The organism is Aeromonas sp. 97A (assembly GCF_051919185.1).
GTDB classification, from domain to species: Bacteria; Pseudomonadota; Gammaproteobacteria; order Enterobacterales; family Aeromonadaceae; genus Aeromonas; species Aeromonas veronii.
The window spans coordinates 2,701,598-2,716,698 of record NZ_JBQBFF010000001.1 but is presented as its reverse complement, the minus strand read 5'-3'; the positions used below and the strand labels follow the sequence as shown (position 1 = coordinate 2,716,698).

At 58.3% G+C, this 15,101-nt stretch carries 13 protein-coding genes and 1 pseudogene; 9 read left to right on the top strand and 5 right to left on the bottom strand.

The window, feature by feature from the left end; translation table 11 throughout:
• The first annotated feature begins 54 nt into the window (after positions 1-54).
• From thiL to ACTG27_RS12080, 6 genes and pseudogenes are all read left to right on the top strand, one after another.
• Complete coding sequence (gene thiL, locus ACTG27_RS12105; RefSeq protein ID WP_026034998.1) at positions 55-1,014, top strand: thiamine-phosphate kinase; 960 nt, start codon at positions 55-57, stop codon at positions 1,012-1,014.
• Positions 1,011-1,505: a phosphatidylglycerophosphatase A family protein gene (locus ACTG27_RS12100; protein WP_021230380.1), complete on the top strand. Its 495-nt coding sequence runs from the start codon at positions 1,011-1,013 to the stop codon at positions 1,503-1,505. Before thiL ends, ACTG27_RS12100 begins: the two co-directional genes overlap by 4 nt.
• Before the next feature lie 487 nt (positions 1,506-1,992).
• Positions 1,993-3,717, top strand: a complete 1,725-nt coding sequence (locus ACTG27_RS12095; protein WP_236321221.1) for a dipeptide ABC transporter ATP-binding protein — start codon at positions 1,993-1,995, stop codon at positions 3,715-3,717.
• Positions 3,718-3,786: 69 nt separating this feature from the next.
• Complete coding sequence (locus ACTG27_RS12090; protein WP_439979726.1) at positions 3,787-5,343, top strand: ABC transporter substrate-binding protein; 1,557 nt, start codon at positions 3,787-3,789, stop codon at positions 5,341-5,343.
• Between the two features lie 99 nt (positions 5,344-5,442).
• Positions 5,443-6,416: pseudogene (locus tag ACTG27_RS12085) on the top strand (ABC transporter permease).
• Positions 6,417-6,418: 2 nt separating this feature from the next.
• Positions 6,419-7,360, top strand: coding sequence for an ABC transporter permease (locus ACTG27_RS12080; protein WP_040068611.1), 942 nt, complete (start codon positions 6,419-6,421; stop codon positions 7,358-7,360).
• A gap of 126 nt (positions 7,361-7,486) precedes the next feature.
• Here ACTG27_RS12080 and ACTG27_RS12075 read toward each other — a convergent pair whose 3' ends face one another.
• Complete coding sequence (locus ACTG27_RS12075; RefSeq protein WP_005335285.1) at positions 7,487-7,702, bottom strand: SlyX family protein; 216 nt, start codon at positions 7,700-7,702, stop codon at positions 7,487-7,489.
• A gap of 14 nt (positions 7,703-7,716) precedes the next feature.
• Positions 7,717-8,685 carry a hypothetical protein gene (locus ACTG27_RS12070; RefSeq protein ID WP_005349516.1) on the bottom strand — a complete coding sequence of 323 codons (969 nt, stop codon included), beginning with the start codon at positions 8,683-8,685 and terminating at the stop codon, positions 7,717-7,719.
• Positions 8,686-8,803: 118 nt separating this feature from the next.
• Between ACTG27_RS12070 and fkpA the strand changes: the two genes are divergently transcribed.
• Together fkpA and ACTG27_RS12060 are read left to right on the top strand one after the other, a co-directional pair.
• The gene (gene fkpA / locus ACTG27_RS12065) at positions 8,804-9,607 is read left to right on the top strand and encodes an FKBP-type peptidyl-prolyl cis-trans isomerase (protein ID WP_005335283.1); all 804 of its coding nucleotides are present in this window, start codon (positions 8,804-8,806) and stop codon (positions 9,605-9,607) included.
• Between the two features lie 151 nt (positions 9,608-9,758).
• Positions 9,759-11,165 (top strand): sigma-54-dependent transcriptional regulator, encoded by a 1,407-nt coding sequence (locus ACTG27_RS12060; RefSeq protein WP_005348258.1) that lies wholly within the window; start codon positions 9,759-9,761, stop codon positions 11,163-11,165.
• A 54-nt stretch (positions 11,166-11,219) separates the two neighbouring features.
• Here ACTG27_RS12060 and ACTG27_RS12055 read toward each other — a convergent pair whose 3' ends face one another.
• The 3 genes from ACTG27_RS12055 to ACTG27_RS12045 all read right to left on the bottom strand — a co-directional run bounded on the left by ACTG27_RS12055 (position 11,220) and on the right by ACTG27_RS12045 (position 13,027).
• Positions 11,220-12,089, bottom strand: a complete 870-nt coding sequence (locus ACTG27_RS12055) for a hypothetical protein (RefSeq protein ID WP_058057826.1) — start codon at positions 12,087-12,089, stop codon at positions 11,220-11,222.
• Positions 12,090-12,202: 113 nt separating this feature from the next.
• Positions 12,203-12,538, bottom strand: a complete 336-nt coding sequence (locus tag ACTG27_RS12050) for a hypothetical protein (protein WP_005358483.1) — start codon at positions 12,536-12,538, stop codon at positions 12,203-12,205.
• Between the two features lie 144 nt (positions 12,539-12,682).
• On the bottom strand, positions 12,683-13,027 hold the full coding sequence (locus ACTG27_RS12045; protein ID WP_151286998.1) for a DUF2956 domain-containing protein: 345 nt from the start codon (positions 13,025-13,027) through the stop codon (positions 12,683-12,685).
• A 267-nt stretch (positions 13,028-13,294) separates the two neighbouring features.
• On the opposite strand from ACTG27_RS12045, the gene ushA reads away from it, so the two are divergent.
• Positions 13,295-15,019, top strand: coding sequence for a bifunctional UDP-sugar hydrolase/5'-nucleotidase UshA (gene ushA, locus ACTG27_RS12040; RefSeq protein WP_439979725.1), 1,725 nt, complete (start codon positions 13,295-13,297; stop codon positions 15,017-15,019).
• Positions 15,020-15,101 lie beyond the last annotated feature (82 nt).

Genomic DNA, 15,101 nt, shown 5'->3' with positions numbered 1-15,101 from the left:
TGCTGTCCGTCAGCATCTAAGAGAGGAGCCAGCTTATTGCTGGCTTTTTACTGTATGGGTGAATTTGAGCTGATTGATAAGTACTTCAAGGTCCCCCACGCCCGCAAGGACGTGGTGATGGGCCCTGGAGATGACTGTGCCCTGCTGACCCTGCCCCCCGATACCCAACTGGCGGTGAGCACCGACACTCTGGTGAGCGGCGTACACTTCTTTCCCGACATGGATCCGGTGGATCTCGGCTACAAGGCGCTGGCGGTCAATCTCTCCGATCTCGCCGCCATGGGGGCCGAGCCGCGCTGGGTGTCGCTGGCGCTGACTCTGCCTGCCATCAACGAAGGTTGGGTTGCCGGGTTTGCCGAAGGGTTTCTGGAGCTGGCCGAGTACTACAATGTGGCGCTGGTGGGCGGAGACATGACCCGCGGGCCGCTCTCCATCACCATCTCGGTGAAGGGATCGGTGCCTGCCGGGCGCGCCCTGATGCGCAGCGGTGCCAAAGCCGGTGACGGCATCTATGTGACCGGCACTCTGGGTGATGCCGCGCTGGCGCTCTCCCACCTGCTGGGCAAACGCACCCTCAACGAGAACCAGCTGGCTGCGGTGCTGCCACGGCTCGACCACCCCCATCCCCGCATTCTGGCCGGTCAGGCCTTGCGCGGGCTGGCGGGTAGTGCGCTGGATCTCTCCGATGGTCTGGCATCGGATCTCGGCCATATCCTCAAGGCCTCCGGTGTACGGGCCCAGATCGATCTCGATCTGCTACCGCTCTCGCCGGTGCTGCAGGATGCGGTGAGCGAGCAGGAGGCGTGGCAACTGGCGCTGGCCGGTGGCGATGACTACGAGCTCTGCTTCACCGTACCGGAGGAGCACCGCGGCGCGCTCGATACGGCGCTGGCCCACAGCGGGGTCAAGTTCAGCCGTATCGGCCGCATCGTGGCGGGCGAGCCGGGCATCGACTACCTGCGTGGCGACCAAGCGGTCGAGTTGCAACTGAAAGGGTGGGATCACTTCGCATGAGTTTGTTCAGGATAAAGCCCGAGCTGACACGACTGGATCTGAAAAATCCGCTTCATTTTTTGGCGGTGGGGTTTGGTTCCGGTCTCAGCCCCAAAGCGCCGGGCACCATGGGCACCCTGGCGGCCATTCCGCTCTACCTGCTGGTGAGCGGGCTGCCGACCTATTGGTTTATCGCCTTGCTGGCGGTGGGTTTTGTCGTGGGGATCCGTATCTGCCAGAGCGCCACCGATGCCATCGGCATGCCGGATCACGGCGCCATCGTCTGGGACGAGGTGATCGGTTTTGGCGTCACCATGATCGCCGCGCCTGCCGGCTGGGAGTGGGTGGTGGCGGGCTTCGCGCTGTTCCGGTTGTTTGACGTGCTCAAGCCCTGGCCCATCTCCTGGTTTGATCGCCGGATCCACGGTGGCCTGGGTATCATGCTGGACGATCTGATCGCTGGCCTGTTCGCCCTGTTTTGTATGCAATTACTGGCATTCTGGCTCGGCTGAGAGCCATCTTCCGGGGGATGACCGTTCTGGCATCCCCCGATTTATATCTGCTTAATTTTCATTCATCGGCATATGCTGCCGTTTATCATCCATTTCACATAAATATTCACTACTCATTCGGGGCTCGTGATTGTTTTGGAAATAGTGATAAATGCTGCTTGTTGCGTTGTTGTTGAAATTAAAGTAATGATACCAATAGATGTGCGGACGCACCGGCCATTTGTGTGATGAAAATCATCATTTATCTCTGTCGAATTGGTGGTTATCTGCACAAAACATTGCAGAATTGTATAACTCAATCATTTACACCCGTGGTCAAACCGTCTAAGTTACTCGCGGGTTATTCCAAAAAAATGCAAAAAACCCGCCCGGATCGCTGGTTTCGCTGCCTCATGGATTGAGCAAATATTGCCCAAGGTAACAACCGGCATCTGCGGCTGATTTACGGACGAATTATTTGGGACGGATGTCCCCCGCAGAGGTAAACATGTCCTTGCTCGAAGTAAAGAACTTGCGGATCGAGTACCCCTCCCGCTACGGGGTGCTGGCCGCGGTGAAGGATCTCTCTTTCTCTATCGAAAAGGGTGAGATTGTCGGGGTGGTCGGTGAATCCGGCGCCGGCAAGTCCACCATCGGCAACGCCGTTATCGATCTCCTGAGCCCGCCGGGTCGCATCGCCCGCGGTGATATCTATCTCAATGGCGAGCTCATCTCCGGCAAGAGCCAGAACGAGATGCGGGCCATCCGTGGCTCCCGTATCGGGTTCATATTCCAGGACCCCATGACCTCCCTCAACCCGCTGTTCACCGTTGAGCATCAGCTGGTGGAGACCATTCTGGCCAATACCGACCTCTCTCGCGAAGCCGCTTTTGCCAAGTCGCTGGAGCTGATGGGGGCTGTGGGTATTCCGCAGCCGGAGCTGCGCATCAAGCAGTATCCGCACCAGTTCTCCGGTGGCATGCGTCAGCGGGTGGTTATCGCCATCGCGCTCTCCTGCGATCCGGAGCTGATCATCGCCGACGAGCCGACCACGGCGCTTGACGTCTCCATTCAGGATCAGATCCTCCAGCTTATCCGCGCCCTCTGCAAAGAGCGTCAGGTGGGCTGCATGCTGGTGACCCACGACATGGGCGTGGTCTCCAACGTTACCGACAAGGTGGCGGTGATGTATCGCGGCGATCTGGTGGAGTTCGGCCTGACCGAACAGGTGCTGGGCAGCCCCAATCACCCCTATACCCGCAGCCTCATCTCGGCGGTCCCCCGCTCCGATGTGAAGCTGGTGCGCTTCCCGCTGGTCTCCTATATCGAGGATGCCAGTGCGCCGGATACCAATATCGACCTCAAGACCCACTGGCTCGGCCAGAGTCAGGACGAGCGTGCCTATGAAGGGGCGCTGCTGCGGGTGGAGAACGTCGATCTGAAATTCGTCACCAAGGACTCCATCTTCCCGAGCCGCCGCCAGTATGTACGCGCTTGCAACAACATCAGCTTCGAGATCTTCGAAGGGGAGACCTTCGGTCTGGTGGGGGAGTCCGGCTCCGGCAAATCGACCATTGCCCGCGCCATCACCGGTCTCTATCCGCCTGATACCGGCAAAATCTTCTTTGAGGGGATCGATCTCACCGCCCTCAAGAGCGAGCGCGAGCGTCGCCCGCTGCGTCGCCAGATGCAGATGGTGTTCCAGAACCCCTATTCGTCGATGAACCCGCGGATGAAGGTGCGCGACATCATTGCCGAGCCGATCCGCTTCCATCAGCTGGCGAGCAGCGAGAGCCAGATCGAGGGGATTGTCGGCGATCTGCTGGATCACGTAGGTCTCGGTCGTGGTGCCGGGGTCAAGTATCCCCACGAGTTCTCCGGCGGCCAGCGCCAGCGCATCTCCATTGCCCGCGCCCTGGCCACTCGCCCGCGCTTCCTTATCTGCGATGAGCCGACCTCGGCGCTGGATGTGTCGGTGCAGGCCCAGATCCTCAACCTGCTCAAGGATCTGCAGCAGGAGCTCAAGCTCACCATGCTGTTTATCAGCCACGATCTGCCGGTGATCCGCCAGATGTGCGACCGCATCGGGGTGATGCAGCACGGTCATTTGGTGGAGGTGGCCGAGACCGAGAAACTCTTTACCAATGCCGAGCATGAGTACAGCCGCAAGCTGATCTCCCTCATGCCGGAGTTCAAGGGAATGTCCCGCGAGGGGCTGGAAATCGCAAGCTAGGAGAGCGCCGGTGCGCCGGTCTGCTTGTCAAAAAAGTGTCATAAGAAAGCCAAAAGCATGGAGAACAAGATGAAGAAAGGATTGTCCAAGATTGCCCTGGCGCTGTTTGCCGCCGGTTTCGCCTTCAGTGTCTCAGCCGCTGATATCAAGGTGGGTGTCGCTTCTGACGCCACTTCGCTGGATCCGCAGGAGCAGCTCTCCGGTCAGACCCTGGAGATGTCGCACCTGGTATTCGATCCCCTGATGCGTTACACCCAGGACCTGCAGTTCGAGCCCCGTCTGGCCGAGAAGTATGAGCGTATTGACGACAAGACCGTCCGCTTCCACCTGCGTAAAGGGGTCAAGTTCCACTCCGGTAACGACTTCACCGCAGACGACGTGGTGTGGACCGTCAACCGCCTGAAATCCTCCGTCGACTTCAAGGCGATCTTCGATCCCATCAGCGAAGTGAAGAAGGTCGATGACTACACCGTCGATCTGATCACTGCCAAGCCCTTCCCGCTGGTGCTGCAGACCGTCACCTACATCTTCCCGATGGACTCCAAGTTCTACACCGGCAAGACCGACGCGGGCAAAGACAAGGCCGAGATCGTCAAAAACGGCGACTCCTATGCCTCTACCCACGTCTCCGGTACTGGCCCGTTCACCGTCAAGTTCCGCGAGCAGGGTGTGAAGCTGGATTATGCACGCAACGCCAACTACTGGGACAAAGCCTCCAAGGGTAACGTCGAGAACCTGACCGTGGTGCCGATCAAGGAAGATGCGACCCGTGTTGCAGCCCTGCTGGGTGGCGACGTGGACATGATCTATCCGGTTGCGCCGAACGATCTGGAGCGCGTGAAGAATGGCAAGGACTCCCAGCTGGTCACCCTGTCCGGTACCCGCGCCATCATCATCGAGCTGAACCAGAACACCAATCCGGCGCTGAAAGACAAGCGCGTGCGTCAGGCGATCAACTACGCCATCAACCAGGTGGGCATTGTCGAGAAGATCAACAAGGGCTTCGGTACCCCTGCTGGTCAGCTGAGCCCGAAAGGCTATGCCGGTCACAACGAGGCGCTGGTGCCCCAGTATGATCTGGCCAAGGCCAAGGAGCTGATGAAAGAGGCCGGTTACGAGAAAGGCTTCAAGATGACCTTCATCTCCCCGGCTGCCCGCTACGTCAACGACGTCAAGATTGCCCAGGCTGTCTCCGCCATGCTGGCCAAGATCAACATCAAGGTGGATCTGAAGACCATGCCGGTGGCCCAGTACTGGCCTGAGTTTGACAAGTGCGCCGCCGACATGCAGCTGATCGGCTGGCACTCCGACACCGAAGATACCGCGAACTTCTTCGAGTTTCTGACCTTCACCAAGGACGCCAAGACCGGTATGGGTCAGTACAACTGCGCCGGTTACGCCAACGCCGAAGCTGACAAGCTGGTGATGGATGCCAACGCCGAGACCGATCCGGCCAAGCGTGCCGAGATGCTGAAGAAGGTCGAAGCCATGCTGATCGAAGATGCTGCCTACGTGCCGTTGCACTGGGAAGATCTGGCCTATGGCGCCAAGAAGAACGTCGACATCAAGCCGGTGGTCAACGTGATGAACTTCCCTTACCTGGGTGACCTGGTGGTCAGCAAGTAAGAGAACGTCGCAAGGAAGGACGGGGCGGGGTGGTCAGCTGGCCACTCCGCCCACTAACAGAAGCCTGTGCCACGACACAGGCCACGTAGAAGGACAAGCATGTTTACATTCCTGCTGAAACGGTTCTATCAGGCCGTGATAGTGATGTTCGTCATCAGCCTGGTCGCCTTCTCCATCCAGGACAACCTGGTGACCCGTTGCGCGAGCTGGTGGGACAATCCGTCTCCGAAGCCCAGCGTCACGAGTTGCGCGAGAAGATGGGCCTTAACGATCCCTTCCTCATCAAATACAGCCGCTTTCTGAAAAATGCGGTGCATGGGGATTTGGGTACCTCCTATTTCTTCAAGCGACCCGCTCTCGAGGTGATCCTCGACAAGCTGGTGGCTACCCTTGAGCTGGTGTTTGCTGCCGCGCTCATCATCGTGGTGGTCTCCATTCCACTCGGTGTCTATTCGGCGATCCGCCCGCGCAGCATCCCCACCAAGATCATCATGGCGGGGAGCAGTATCGGCATCTCGATCCCGGTATTTTTGACTGCCATCATGCTGATGTACCTCTTCTCCATCCAGCTGGGCTGGCTGCCGGCCTATGGCCGTGGCGAGACCCGTAACCTGCTGGGCTGGGAGTCGGGCTTCTTCACCTGGGATGGTATCAAGCACCTGATCCTGCCCGCGGTGTCGCTATCTTCCATCATGCTGCCGCTGTTTATCCGGCTGGTGCGCTCCGAGATGCTGGAGCAGCTCTCCTCCGAGTACGTCAAGTTCGCCCGTGCCAAGGGGCTGGACAACAACAAGGTCTACTATCAGCACGCTCTTAAAAACACCATGCTGCCGGTCATTACCGTCGGCGGGGTGCAGATCGGCACCATGGTGGCCTACACCATCCTGACCGAGAGCGTGTTCCAGTGGCCGGGCACCGGCTTCCTGTTCCTTGAGGCGATCCACCGGGTCGATACGCCCCTCATCACCGCCTACGTCATCTTCGTGGGACTGATCTTCGTGGTGACCAATACCCTGGTCGACCTGCTCTACGGGTTGATCAACCCGACCGTTAACCTGACTGCCAAGGGGTAAGCATGAGTAACGCTGTAACTGCAAGCCCAAGCCGTTGGGCACGATTCAAGAACTCTGACATCGTCTACTACTTCCTGCGGGACAAGGTAGCCATGTTCAGCTTTGCGGTGTTCGTGGTATTTGTGCTGGCGGCGCTGCTGGCGCCCTGGCTCGCCCCGCACAACGTCTATGACCAGACCAGTTTTGATCTGATGGATGCCGAGTTGCCCCCCTCCTGGCTCGAAGGTGGCGAGGAGCGCTTCTGGCTCGGTACCGACAACCAGGGGCGGGATATCTGGAGCACCATCCTCTATGGCGCCCGTATCTCCCTCACCATCGGCCTGTTTGCGGTGGCGCTGCAGCTGGTGCTTGGTATCGTCATCGGTCTGATTGCCGGTTACTTCGGTGGTCGTATCGACAACCTCTTGATGCGCTTTGCCGATGTGCAGCTGTCGTTCTCCACCATGATGGTGGCGATCATCATCTCCGCCATCTTTCAGGCAACCTTTGGCTCCGAGTTCTACTCGAAGTTCGCCATCATGATGCTGGTGGTGATCATCGGTATTGCAGAGTGGCCGCAGTACGCCCGTACTGTGCGCGCCTCTGTGCTGGCGGAGAAGAAGAAGGAGTATGTGGAAGCGGCCAAGGTGATGGGGTTCCGCGCCCCGCGCATCATGTTCCGCCACATTCTGCCCAACTGTTTGTCGCCCATTCTGGTGATCTCCACCGTGCAGGTGGCCAACGCCATCATGAGTGAAGCTGCACTCTCCTTCCTCGGTCTGGGGATGCCGGTTGATCAGCCCTCGCTCGGTTCGCTTATCAGCGTCGGCTTCAACTACATCTTCTCCGGCTCCTGGTGGATCACCGCCTTCCCGGGTATCTGTCTGGTGGTGCTGGTGCTGGTCATCAACCTGCTGGGTGACTGGCTGCGGGATGTGTTTAACCCCAAGATCTACAAAGGTTAACGCGGGCTGATTCTGAAGCGCCGAGTCGCAGCTGTCAGAGCATTTGGATAAAAAAATCCGAAACCGGTTTAGCCGGTTTCGGATTTTTATTGGTCTTGAGCAGACAGCTTGTTGATTGCACACCCATCAGTAGTGCGGTGGCGGGGTCTCTTCGGCCATGCTGGCAATCTGGCTGGGCTGTACGCTTTGCAGTTTGTCGATCAGCAGCTGGATCTGGTATTTGAGTCGATCGAGTTCACGGCCCTGGGTGGTCACCTCGTCGTTGAGCTGCTCTATGGTGTATTCCGCATAGGCGAGACGGGTTTCCAGGGTTTCGATGCGATCGTTAAGTTGCTGACTCATGGGCCTTCGGGTCCTTACTTGATTGTCCAGATTTCGGCCAGACCACTGGAGCTGGCACTGACAAGGTGGCTATTGTCGCGCAAAGCGACGCCGTAGACCACTGCGCTGGGCGGTTTCACCTTGGGTTGCGGCGAGACGCGCCAGCTCTGCAGCAGGGCACCATCGCTCACTTGCCACAGGGAGAGCTGACGGGAAGGGGCGCCGGTGATGAGCCACTTGCCATCGTTGGCAAAGCGGGCGCTGGTGTAGACCTCGAAGCGGTGATCATATTGCAGCTGACTCACCTCCTTGCCGGTTTTCAGATCCCAGATGCTGGCCCGGCTGCTGTCGGCGGTGAAGGCGTAGCGGCCGCTCGGCTCCAGTCTGGCCATGATCACCCGGCCACCATGGTTGAAGCGCCAGATCACCTGCCCGCTACGGGTATCCCACAGATAGGCGCTGTAGTCGTTGCCGCCGGTCAGGGCGTAGCGACCGTTGGCGGAGAGATCCACCGTATTGACCTGTTCGGTGTGCCCCAGAAACTGCAGGCGACGGCCGCTTCGGGTGTCGAGCCACTCAGCTTTGCCATCTTCCCGCCCGATCAGCACATAACGACCGTCGGCAGAGAGCGCGATGTCCCTCAGCCTGGATTCAGGAAGTGAGTAGTAGCCTTGTGATTGCCCGTCGTTCAGCCGCCAGGTAGCAAAGGTGTCTGGGGTGGCGGTGACGGCATGGCTGTTGCCTTCGGAAAAGCGGGTAATGAATACCAGATCTTCCGCAGAGTCGGATTGCTTCCAGCGCCAGCGTTGACGGTTCTGTTCCAGATCCCAGACGATGATGCCCTGGCTGATGCTGGAGACGATGGCCTGCTTGCCATCACTGGAGAGATCTGCGGTCAGCAGACCCGTGCTGGCGAGGGTCATTTGCTGGTTGGGTTGGGAGCTTTGCTCGCAACCGGTGAGCATTAAACAGAGGCTCACCAGATAAATGGCACTTTTTATCATTTTTGCGGTCTCACGCTTTTGTTACCTGCGATCACGGCGTTAGTATAAGGCGCTTATCACGATAAACCTCTCATTTCACGATGGAACCGAGAGCGGTATTTGGAGTTTGGAGAAACTGATGAACAAATTTCTGAAGGTGTCCCTGTTGGCGGCGGCCGTTGCCGTCGGTCTGACTGCTTGCCAAAAAGACGAGAAGCCTGCTGCGGCCAATACCGCCGAAGTGAAGGCAGAAGCCAGCAAGCCGGCAGAGGCGACCAAGGCCGAAGCCAAGAGCTTTGAAGAGCAATCTGGCTACGCAATTGGCCTCTCCATGGGTCGTTACATCGCCAATACCCTGGAGCGTCAGCAGGAACTGGGCATCAAACTGGACAACGCCGTGATCCTGAAAGGGGTGACTGACGGTCTGGGCAAAGAAGCCAAGATGACTGATGAAGAGATCCAGAAGGTACTGCAGGATTACGACGCCAAGATCAACGAGCTGACCAAGGCCAAGGCCGAGAAAGACGCCGTTGAGAATCTGAAGAAGGGCGAAGAGTTCCTGGCTGCCAACGCCAAGAAAGAGGGTGTGAAGAGCACTGAATCCGGCCTGCAGTACGTGGTCGAGAAGATGGGCACTGGCGCCAAGCCGAAATCTACCGATATCGTCAAGGTTCACTACACCGGTACCCTGACTGACGGCACCAAGTTCGACAGCTCCGTCGATCGCGGCGAGCCGGCTACCTTCCCGCTCAACCAGGTTATCCCGGGTTGGACTGAAGGCGTGCAGCTGATGCCGGTTGGCTCCAAGTTCAAGTTCTTCCTGCCGTCCAAGCTGGCCTATGGCGAGCACGGTGCAGGCTCCATCCCGGCGAATGCCGTGCTGGTGTTTGACGTTGAGCTGCTGGCTATCGAGAAGCCGACTGCTGACGACGCCAAGAAGTAATCCCTTCTTGTAGTTAAAAACGGCTCCTTAAGGAGCCGTTTTTACTTGTGTATTCCCTGCAATCGCGGGATAACAGAGCTGTCTTGGCGTTGGGTTTGCGCGCGAAAATAAGGCAAAATAGATCGCAGAATCAAATACAAGGATGAGTCCAGTGGCTGAAAATAAATCGCGTGTCCTGCTGGTGGAAGATACCCGTAGTCTGGCGGTGGTCTATGAACAGTACCTGCGCCAGGAGGGGTATGAGGTGGTGCTGGCCGACTGTGGTCAGCAAGCGTTGGCGCAGTTGCTGGCAAGTCCTCCCCCCGTGGTGCTGCTGGATCTGGAGCTGCCGGATATGTCCGGTATGGATATTCTGCAAATGATCACCGAACAGCAGTTGCCCTGCTCTGTGGTGGTGATCACCGCCCACGGCTCGGTGGATGTGGCGGTGGAGGCGATGCGCCTCGGTGCTTTTGATTTTCTGACCAAGCCGTTTGACAGCAAGCGGCTCTGCGCCACCGTTCGCAATGCCTTGAAACACCAGCAGTTGAGCTCGCTGGTTGCCCACTATCGGGAAAACTTCGAGCGCAGCTCCTTCTTCGGTTTTATCGGTGCCTCCATGTCGATGCAGGCGGTCTATCGCATCATCGAGAGCGCGGCGCCCAGCAAGGCGACCGTCTTTATCACTGGCGAGAGCGGCACCGGCAAAGAGGTGTGTGCCGAGGCGATTCACCAGTGCAGTCCCCGCAGCGAGCAGCCCTTTATTGCCCTCAACTGCGCCGCCATTCCCCACGATCTGATGGAGAGCGAGATCTTCGGTCATGTGAAGGGCTCCTTTACCGGCGCCCAGGGGGATCGCAAAGGGGCAGCCAGTCTGGCCGATGGCGGAACCCTGTTTCTCGACGAGATCTGCGAGATGGACCTGGATCTGCAGAGCAAGCTGCTGCGCTTTATCCAGACCGGCACAGTGCAGCGGGTCGGCAGCGGCAAGCTCGAGACGGTGGATGTGCGCTTTATCTGCGCCACCAACCGGGATCCGCTGGTCGAGGTAAAAGCGGGCCGTTTTCGCGAGGATCTCTACTATCGGCTCCACGTCATTCCGCTTACCCTGCCGCCACTGCGGGAGCGGGGTGAGGATATCCTGCTGCTGGCGCGCACCCTGCTGCAAAGCTACGCCAAGGAGGAGAACAAACGCTTCAAGGATTTCGATGTCGAGGCGGCGCGAGTGCTGCTCGACTACCCCTGGCCTGGCAACGTACGCGAGCTGCAGAACGTGGTGCGCAATATCGTGGTGCTCAATGACAAGGAGCTGGTGAGCCCGGATATTCTGCCGCCACCGCTCAATGGGGTGCGCCCCCAGCTGCCGGCTGCGATTGCGGCAGCGGTGGCATCGGCTCCGGCCGCCACTGGCGTGGCCAACGGGCCAATTCGTCCGCTCTGGCTGGTGGAGAAAGAGGTGATCGAACAGGCCATCGCCAGCTGTGACGGCAACATTCCCAAGGCGGCGGCCCTGCTCGAGATCAGCCCCTCCACCATTTATCGTAAAAAGCAGGGGTGGGAGGAGTCTAATCGGGCCTGAACCATCTTGCCAGCAGAAAGGGCGGCTAGCGTGCCGCCCTTTCTATTTTGGGGATCAGAGTTTGGCGAGGCGCTTGAGGCGGGCCAGTCGCTCCCCCTCGTTGGCGCTGAACCAGCGGTCCTGCGATAGCAGAAACCAGGCACGGGAGAAGTATTCCGCGGCCAGCGGATCGTCCAGCACCAAGGCATTTTCCCCCAGCTCCTCGAACAGATAACCATCCTCAGGTTCGCCTGCCTCGGCCATATCGGCCTTGAGCTGGTGCAGCTCTGCCAGCGCCTGCTGGTGCTGACCCTGGGCCCGGGTCAGGCGAGCCAGACTCCAGCGGGCGATAAATGCCTTGGCCGGCTGGTTATGCTGCAGATGCCAAGCCAGACACTTCTGCTGCTGGATTTTCGCCTCATCAAAGCGGCCCAATTCGAAAAGGGTCCAGCCCTGATTGTTGTAAAGGGGGGCCAGCCAGCCGCGCACCTTCTCGTCACTGCTGCGTTCCGCCAGCTCCATCGCCAGTTGATGCCAGCGGCTCTGCTCTTCCAGTGGTGCGGCGATGGCGATCATGTGAGCGGCGTCGATGGCGAGATAGGTCTCCTTCTCCTTGAGCCCCCATTGCCAGGCTTGTTCAAACTGCGGTTTGGCACTGGCTTTGTCGCCCGCCGAGTTAAAGGTGCGGCCTCGTTCCAGCAGGGCCCTGATCCGCGCTCTGGGGGTTTTATCGGTGAGGCGAGGCTCTATCTCGTCGAGCAGCTGATGGGCTTCGGCAAACTGGCGCTGCAGCGAGTGGGTACGGGCAATTTGGGTCAGCAACTCCAGTTCGAGTTGCAGGTCGGCGGCGGCGCGCGCTTCGGGAAGAAGGGTGTGAAAACGCAGGGCGCTGGCGGCGGGATCCTGATAATCCCACAACGCCATGAAATCGGGCGGATTGTCCATTTGGCCTCCTTGCTGGTTATCCTGTCACCAAGATGCCTGCAGGCCATTGTTTGTACAAGGGGCGCCCGTCACAGAGCGCCCCTTGAGTCATGTTAACGGCTGTGGCCAGTTGCTCAGTAGACCATGGCCAGGCTCATCAGCATCAGACCGAGGGCGGCAAAGGCCCCCTCTTTGATGGCGAGCCGTGGCACCAGCGCCTTGGGCAGGGCCGGAAACAGGCTCAGGGCAAAGCCAAGGCCCGGCATCAACCAGTGGAATGCCGGATCGCGCAGGGCGGGATCGGCGGCTCCATTGATGATGATCAGCAAAATAAACAGGGTGAAGGCGGGGAGGATAAACCAGCGTACCCCACCGGCGGCGACCGCCCGCAGCGGCGAAATGCGATAGAGCAGCATGGTCACAAGGAACAGTACAAAAGGGGCCAGCAGATAGAGCGGAGCGGGGTTCATAACATCTTTCCTGAAAACTGATCGTCAAAAAACAGGGAGTCCGGTGCAAGAGGCGCGGGATTTAATCACTCTTCGCAGGTAATCACCAGCAGCCCGGGCCCGGGCTGTGAAGAGGATCCCGGATAAAGGTTTGCTAGCGCACTCTTAGTGCAACCAGAACAAGGTTGCAGCAAATCCCAGCCAGCTCAACACCAGCAATATCCAGGGCAGGGGATGCTGATGGCTTACTTCAACCAGCTCCAGCTGATCGTCTTGTTCTTCGGTTTGGGGCGCACCCTGTGGTTGTCTGGCTTTGGCCTGCATTTTTTTCTGGCGGCTCGCTTCGCGGGCTCGCGCCTTCATCTGTTTCTTGTATTCGTCGATGCCTTTCTGGATCCCTTGCGCGATAAGCTGGGTCTGCTCTTTGGTCTGCCCCGGCTTCTGGTTGGCACGGGCAATTTTCATCGCCTCCTGCTGGGTCTCGGGGGAAATCTTGTCGTACTTGGCCATCAAATCATCTCCTCGGGCATGGCTGGCTGGGGAGTATGCCATAAAGGCGCGTCCGGGTGGCGCCTCCTTGGTGCGGGATGGGGCAAGTGAGTGACCACTCAACAAAAAACCTGATAAATCAGCAGGAAGCCGGATGTTGGGCCGAAGATCACAATTAGCAGAATTTGTGAGTCATCGATGAAAAACGGTCATCTGTTGTTTGTTATATTGGCGCCCGACCCGCTGGACAGGGTTGATAAATAACAAAACAATCAAGGTGATATGGAAATGAATAATAACTTTATCAAAGGCGGCGTGGCACTGGCCGTGCTTGCTGCACTGACTGGCTGTAATACCTCGACCAATGACACCGTTGCACCCTGCACCGAAAATGTCTGCAAACTGACCATACTGCACACCAACGATACCCACGGCCGTTTCTGGCACAACGCTGAAAATGAGTATGGTATGGCTGCCCAGAAGACTCTGGTCGAACAGCTGCGTGCCGATGCCAAGGCTGCTGGCAGTGACGTACTGGTTCTCTCCGGTGGTGATGTGAATACCGGGGTGCCGGAGTCCGATCTGCAGGATGCCGAGCCTGACTTCATGGCGATGAACAACATTCGTTACGATGCCATGGCAGTGGGCAACCATGAATTCGACAACCCCCTCAGCGTGCTGGAGAAGCAGCGCAAGTGGGCCCAGTTCCCCATGCTCTCGGCCAACATCTATGACAAGGCGAGTGGCAAACACTACTTTGACCCCTACAAGGTGTTCAAGCTGGAGAGTGGTCTCAAGGTTGCCGTACTGGGCCTGACCACCGAGGATACCGCCCAGCTGGTTGACCCCAACAACGTTCAGACCCTGGAGTTCCGCGATCCGACCAGCGAGGCGGCCAAACTGGGCCAGCAGATCCGCAGCAACAAGGAGGCCAATCTGGTCTTCGCCATCACTCACATGGGCCATTACGAGAATGGTCAGCACGGCAGCAATGCGCCGGGCGATGTAGAGATGGCTCGTGCACTGCCGGCAGGGACTCTGGATGCCATCATTGGTGGCCATTCTCAGAATCCGGTCTGTATGGAACCGGGCACCACCAACAAGTACGCCAATTTCAAACCGGGTGATAACTGCCAACCGGACCAGCAAAACGGCACCTGGATCATGCAGGCTCACGAGTGGGGCAAGTATGTGGGCCGTGCCCAGTTTGAGTACCAGAATGGCAAGTTGACCCTGACCAGCTATGACCTGATCCCGGTCAACCTCATCAAGCGCAACGCCAAGGGTGAGGCGATCGATGCTAACGGTGCCGTGACCAAGGACCCGGCCAAGATGCAGTTCGTACAGGACGAGATCACTAAGGATCCCGAGCTGTATAACACCCTGCTGGGTTATCAGGAGAAAGGTCAGCAAGAGCTGAATGTTGTCATTGGCTCGGCAGATGGCTTGCTGGTTGGTGATCGCAACTCGGTTCGCAACAAGCAGACCAACCTGGGTCGCCTCATCACCACGGCGACCAGCAGCAAGCTGGGTGTCGACTTTGGTATCGTCAACTCTGGCGGCGTCCGTGACAGCATCCCTGCCGGTGATATCACCTACCGCAGCGTGCTGCTGGTACACCCCTTTGGCAACACGGTCAACAAGGCTGTCATGAAGGGAAGCGATCTGGCGACCTATCTGGGCCAGGTGGCAAGCAAGACCCGTACTACCGGTGGTTATGCCCAGTTTGGCGGTATCAACATGGCGGTGGATTGTCAGGCCAAGAGCGTCAATATCACCAGTATCGGTGGCAAGGCGTTTGATCCGGCAGCAACCTACAGCTTCGCGATCCCGAGCTTCAGTGCCTCCGGTGGTGATGGCTATCCGAAGATCGATACCATCAACGCCGGTTTGGTGGATGCTGCCGTGCTGAAGGAGTACATCGAGATCAAGAAGACCATCAACGTGGCTGATTATCAGCCAGGCAATGAGGTGAGCTATCTGAACTCAGCCTCTACCGAAGGGTGTAACTAAGCGCTGTCGATTCGGTATCGTCACAACAGTAGTCACATTCTGCTGTCTTCTTAAAAAAATCCCCAGGCATTACCTGGGGATT

Excerpts from the sequence above, each read along its gene's own strand:
- ACTG27_RS12045 (WP_151286998.1), bottom strand. The coding sequence starts at position 13,027 with ATGGCCAAGTACGACAAGATTTCCCCCGAGACCCAGCAGGAGGCGATG.
- ushA (WP_439979725.1), top strand. The coding sequence starts at position 13,295 with ATGAATAATAACTTTATCAAAGGCGGCGTGGCACTGGCCGTGCTTGCT.
- ACTG27_RS12070 (WP_005349516.1), bottom strand. The coding sequence starts at position 8,685 with ATGATAAAAAGTGCCATTTATCTGGTGAGCCTCTGTTTAATGCTCACC.
- ACTG27_RS12100 (WP_021230380.1), top strand. The coding sequence starts at position 1,011 with ATGAGTTTGTTCAGGATAAAGCCCGAGCTGACACGACTGGATCTGAAA.
- ACTG27_RS12075 (WP_005335285.1), bottom strand. The coding sequence starts at position 7,702 with ATGAGTCAGCAACTTAACGATCGCATCGAAACCCTGGAAACCCGTCTC.
- ACTG27_RS12090 (WP_439979726.1), top strand. The coding sequence starts at position 3,787 with ATGAAGAAAGGATTGTCCAAGATTGCCCTGGCGCTGTTTGCCGCCGGT.
- thiL (WP_026034998.1), top strand. The coding sequence starts at position 55 with ATGGGTGAATTTGAGCTGATTGATAAGTACTTCAAGGTCCCCCACGCC.
- ACTG27_RS12095 (WP_236321221.1), top strand. The coding sequence starts at position 1,993 with ATGTCCTTGCTCGAAGTAAAGAACTTGCGGATCGAGTACCCCTCCCGC.
- ACTG27_RS12055 (WP_058057826.1), bottom strand. The coding sequence starts at position 12,089 with ATGGACAATCCGCCCGATTTCATGGCGTTGTGGGATTATCAGGATCCC.
- ACTG27_RS12050 (WP_005358483.1), bottom strand. The coding sequence starts at position 12,538 with ATGAACCCCGCTCCGCTCTATCTGCTGGCCCCTTTTGTACTGTTCCTT.
- fkpA (WP_005335283.1), top strand. The coding sequence starts at position 8,804 with ATGAACAAATTTCTGAAGGTGTCCCTGTTGGCGGCGGCCGTTGCCGTC.
- ACTG27_RS12080 (WP_040068611.1), top strand. The coding sequence starts at position 6,419 with ATGAGTAACGCTGTAACTGCAAGCCCAAGCCGTTGGGCACGATTCAAG.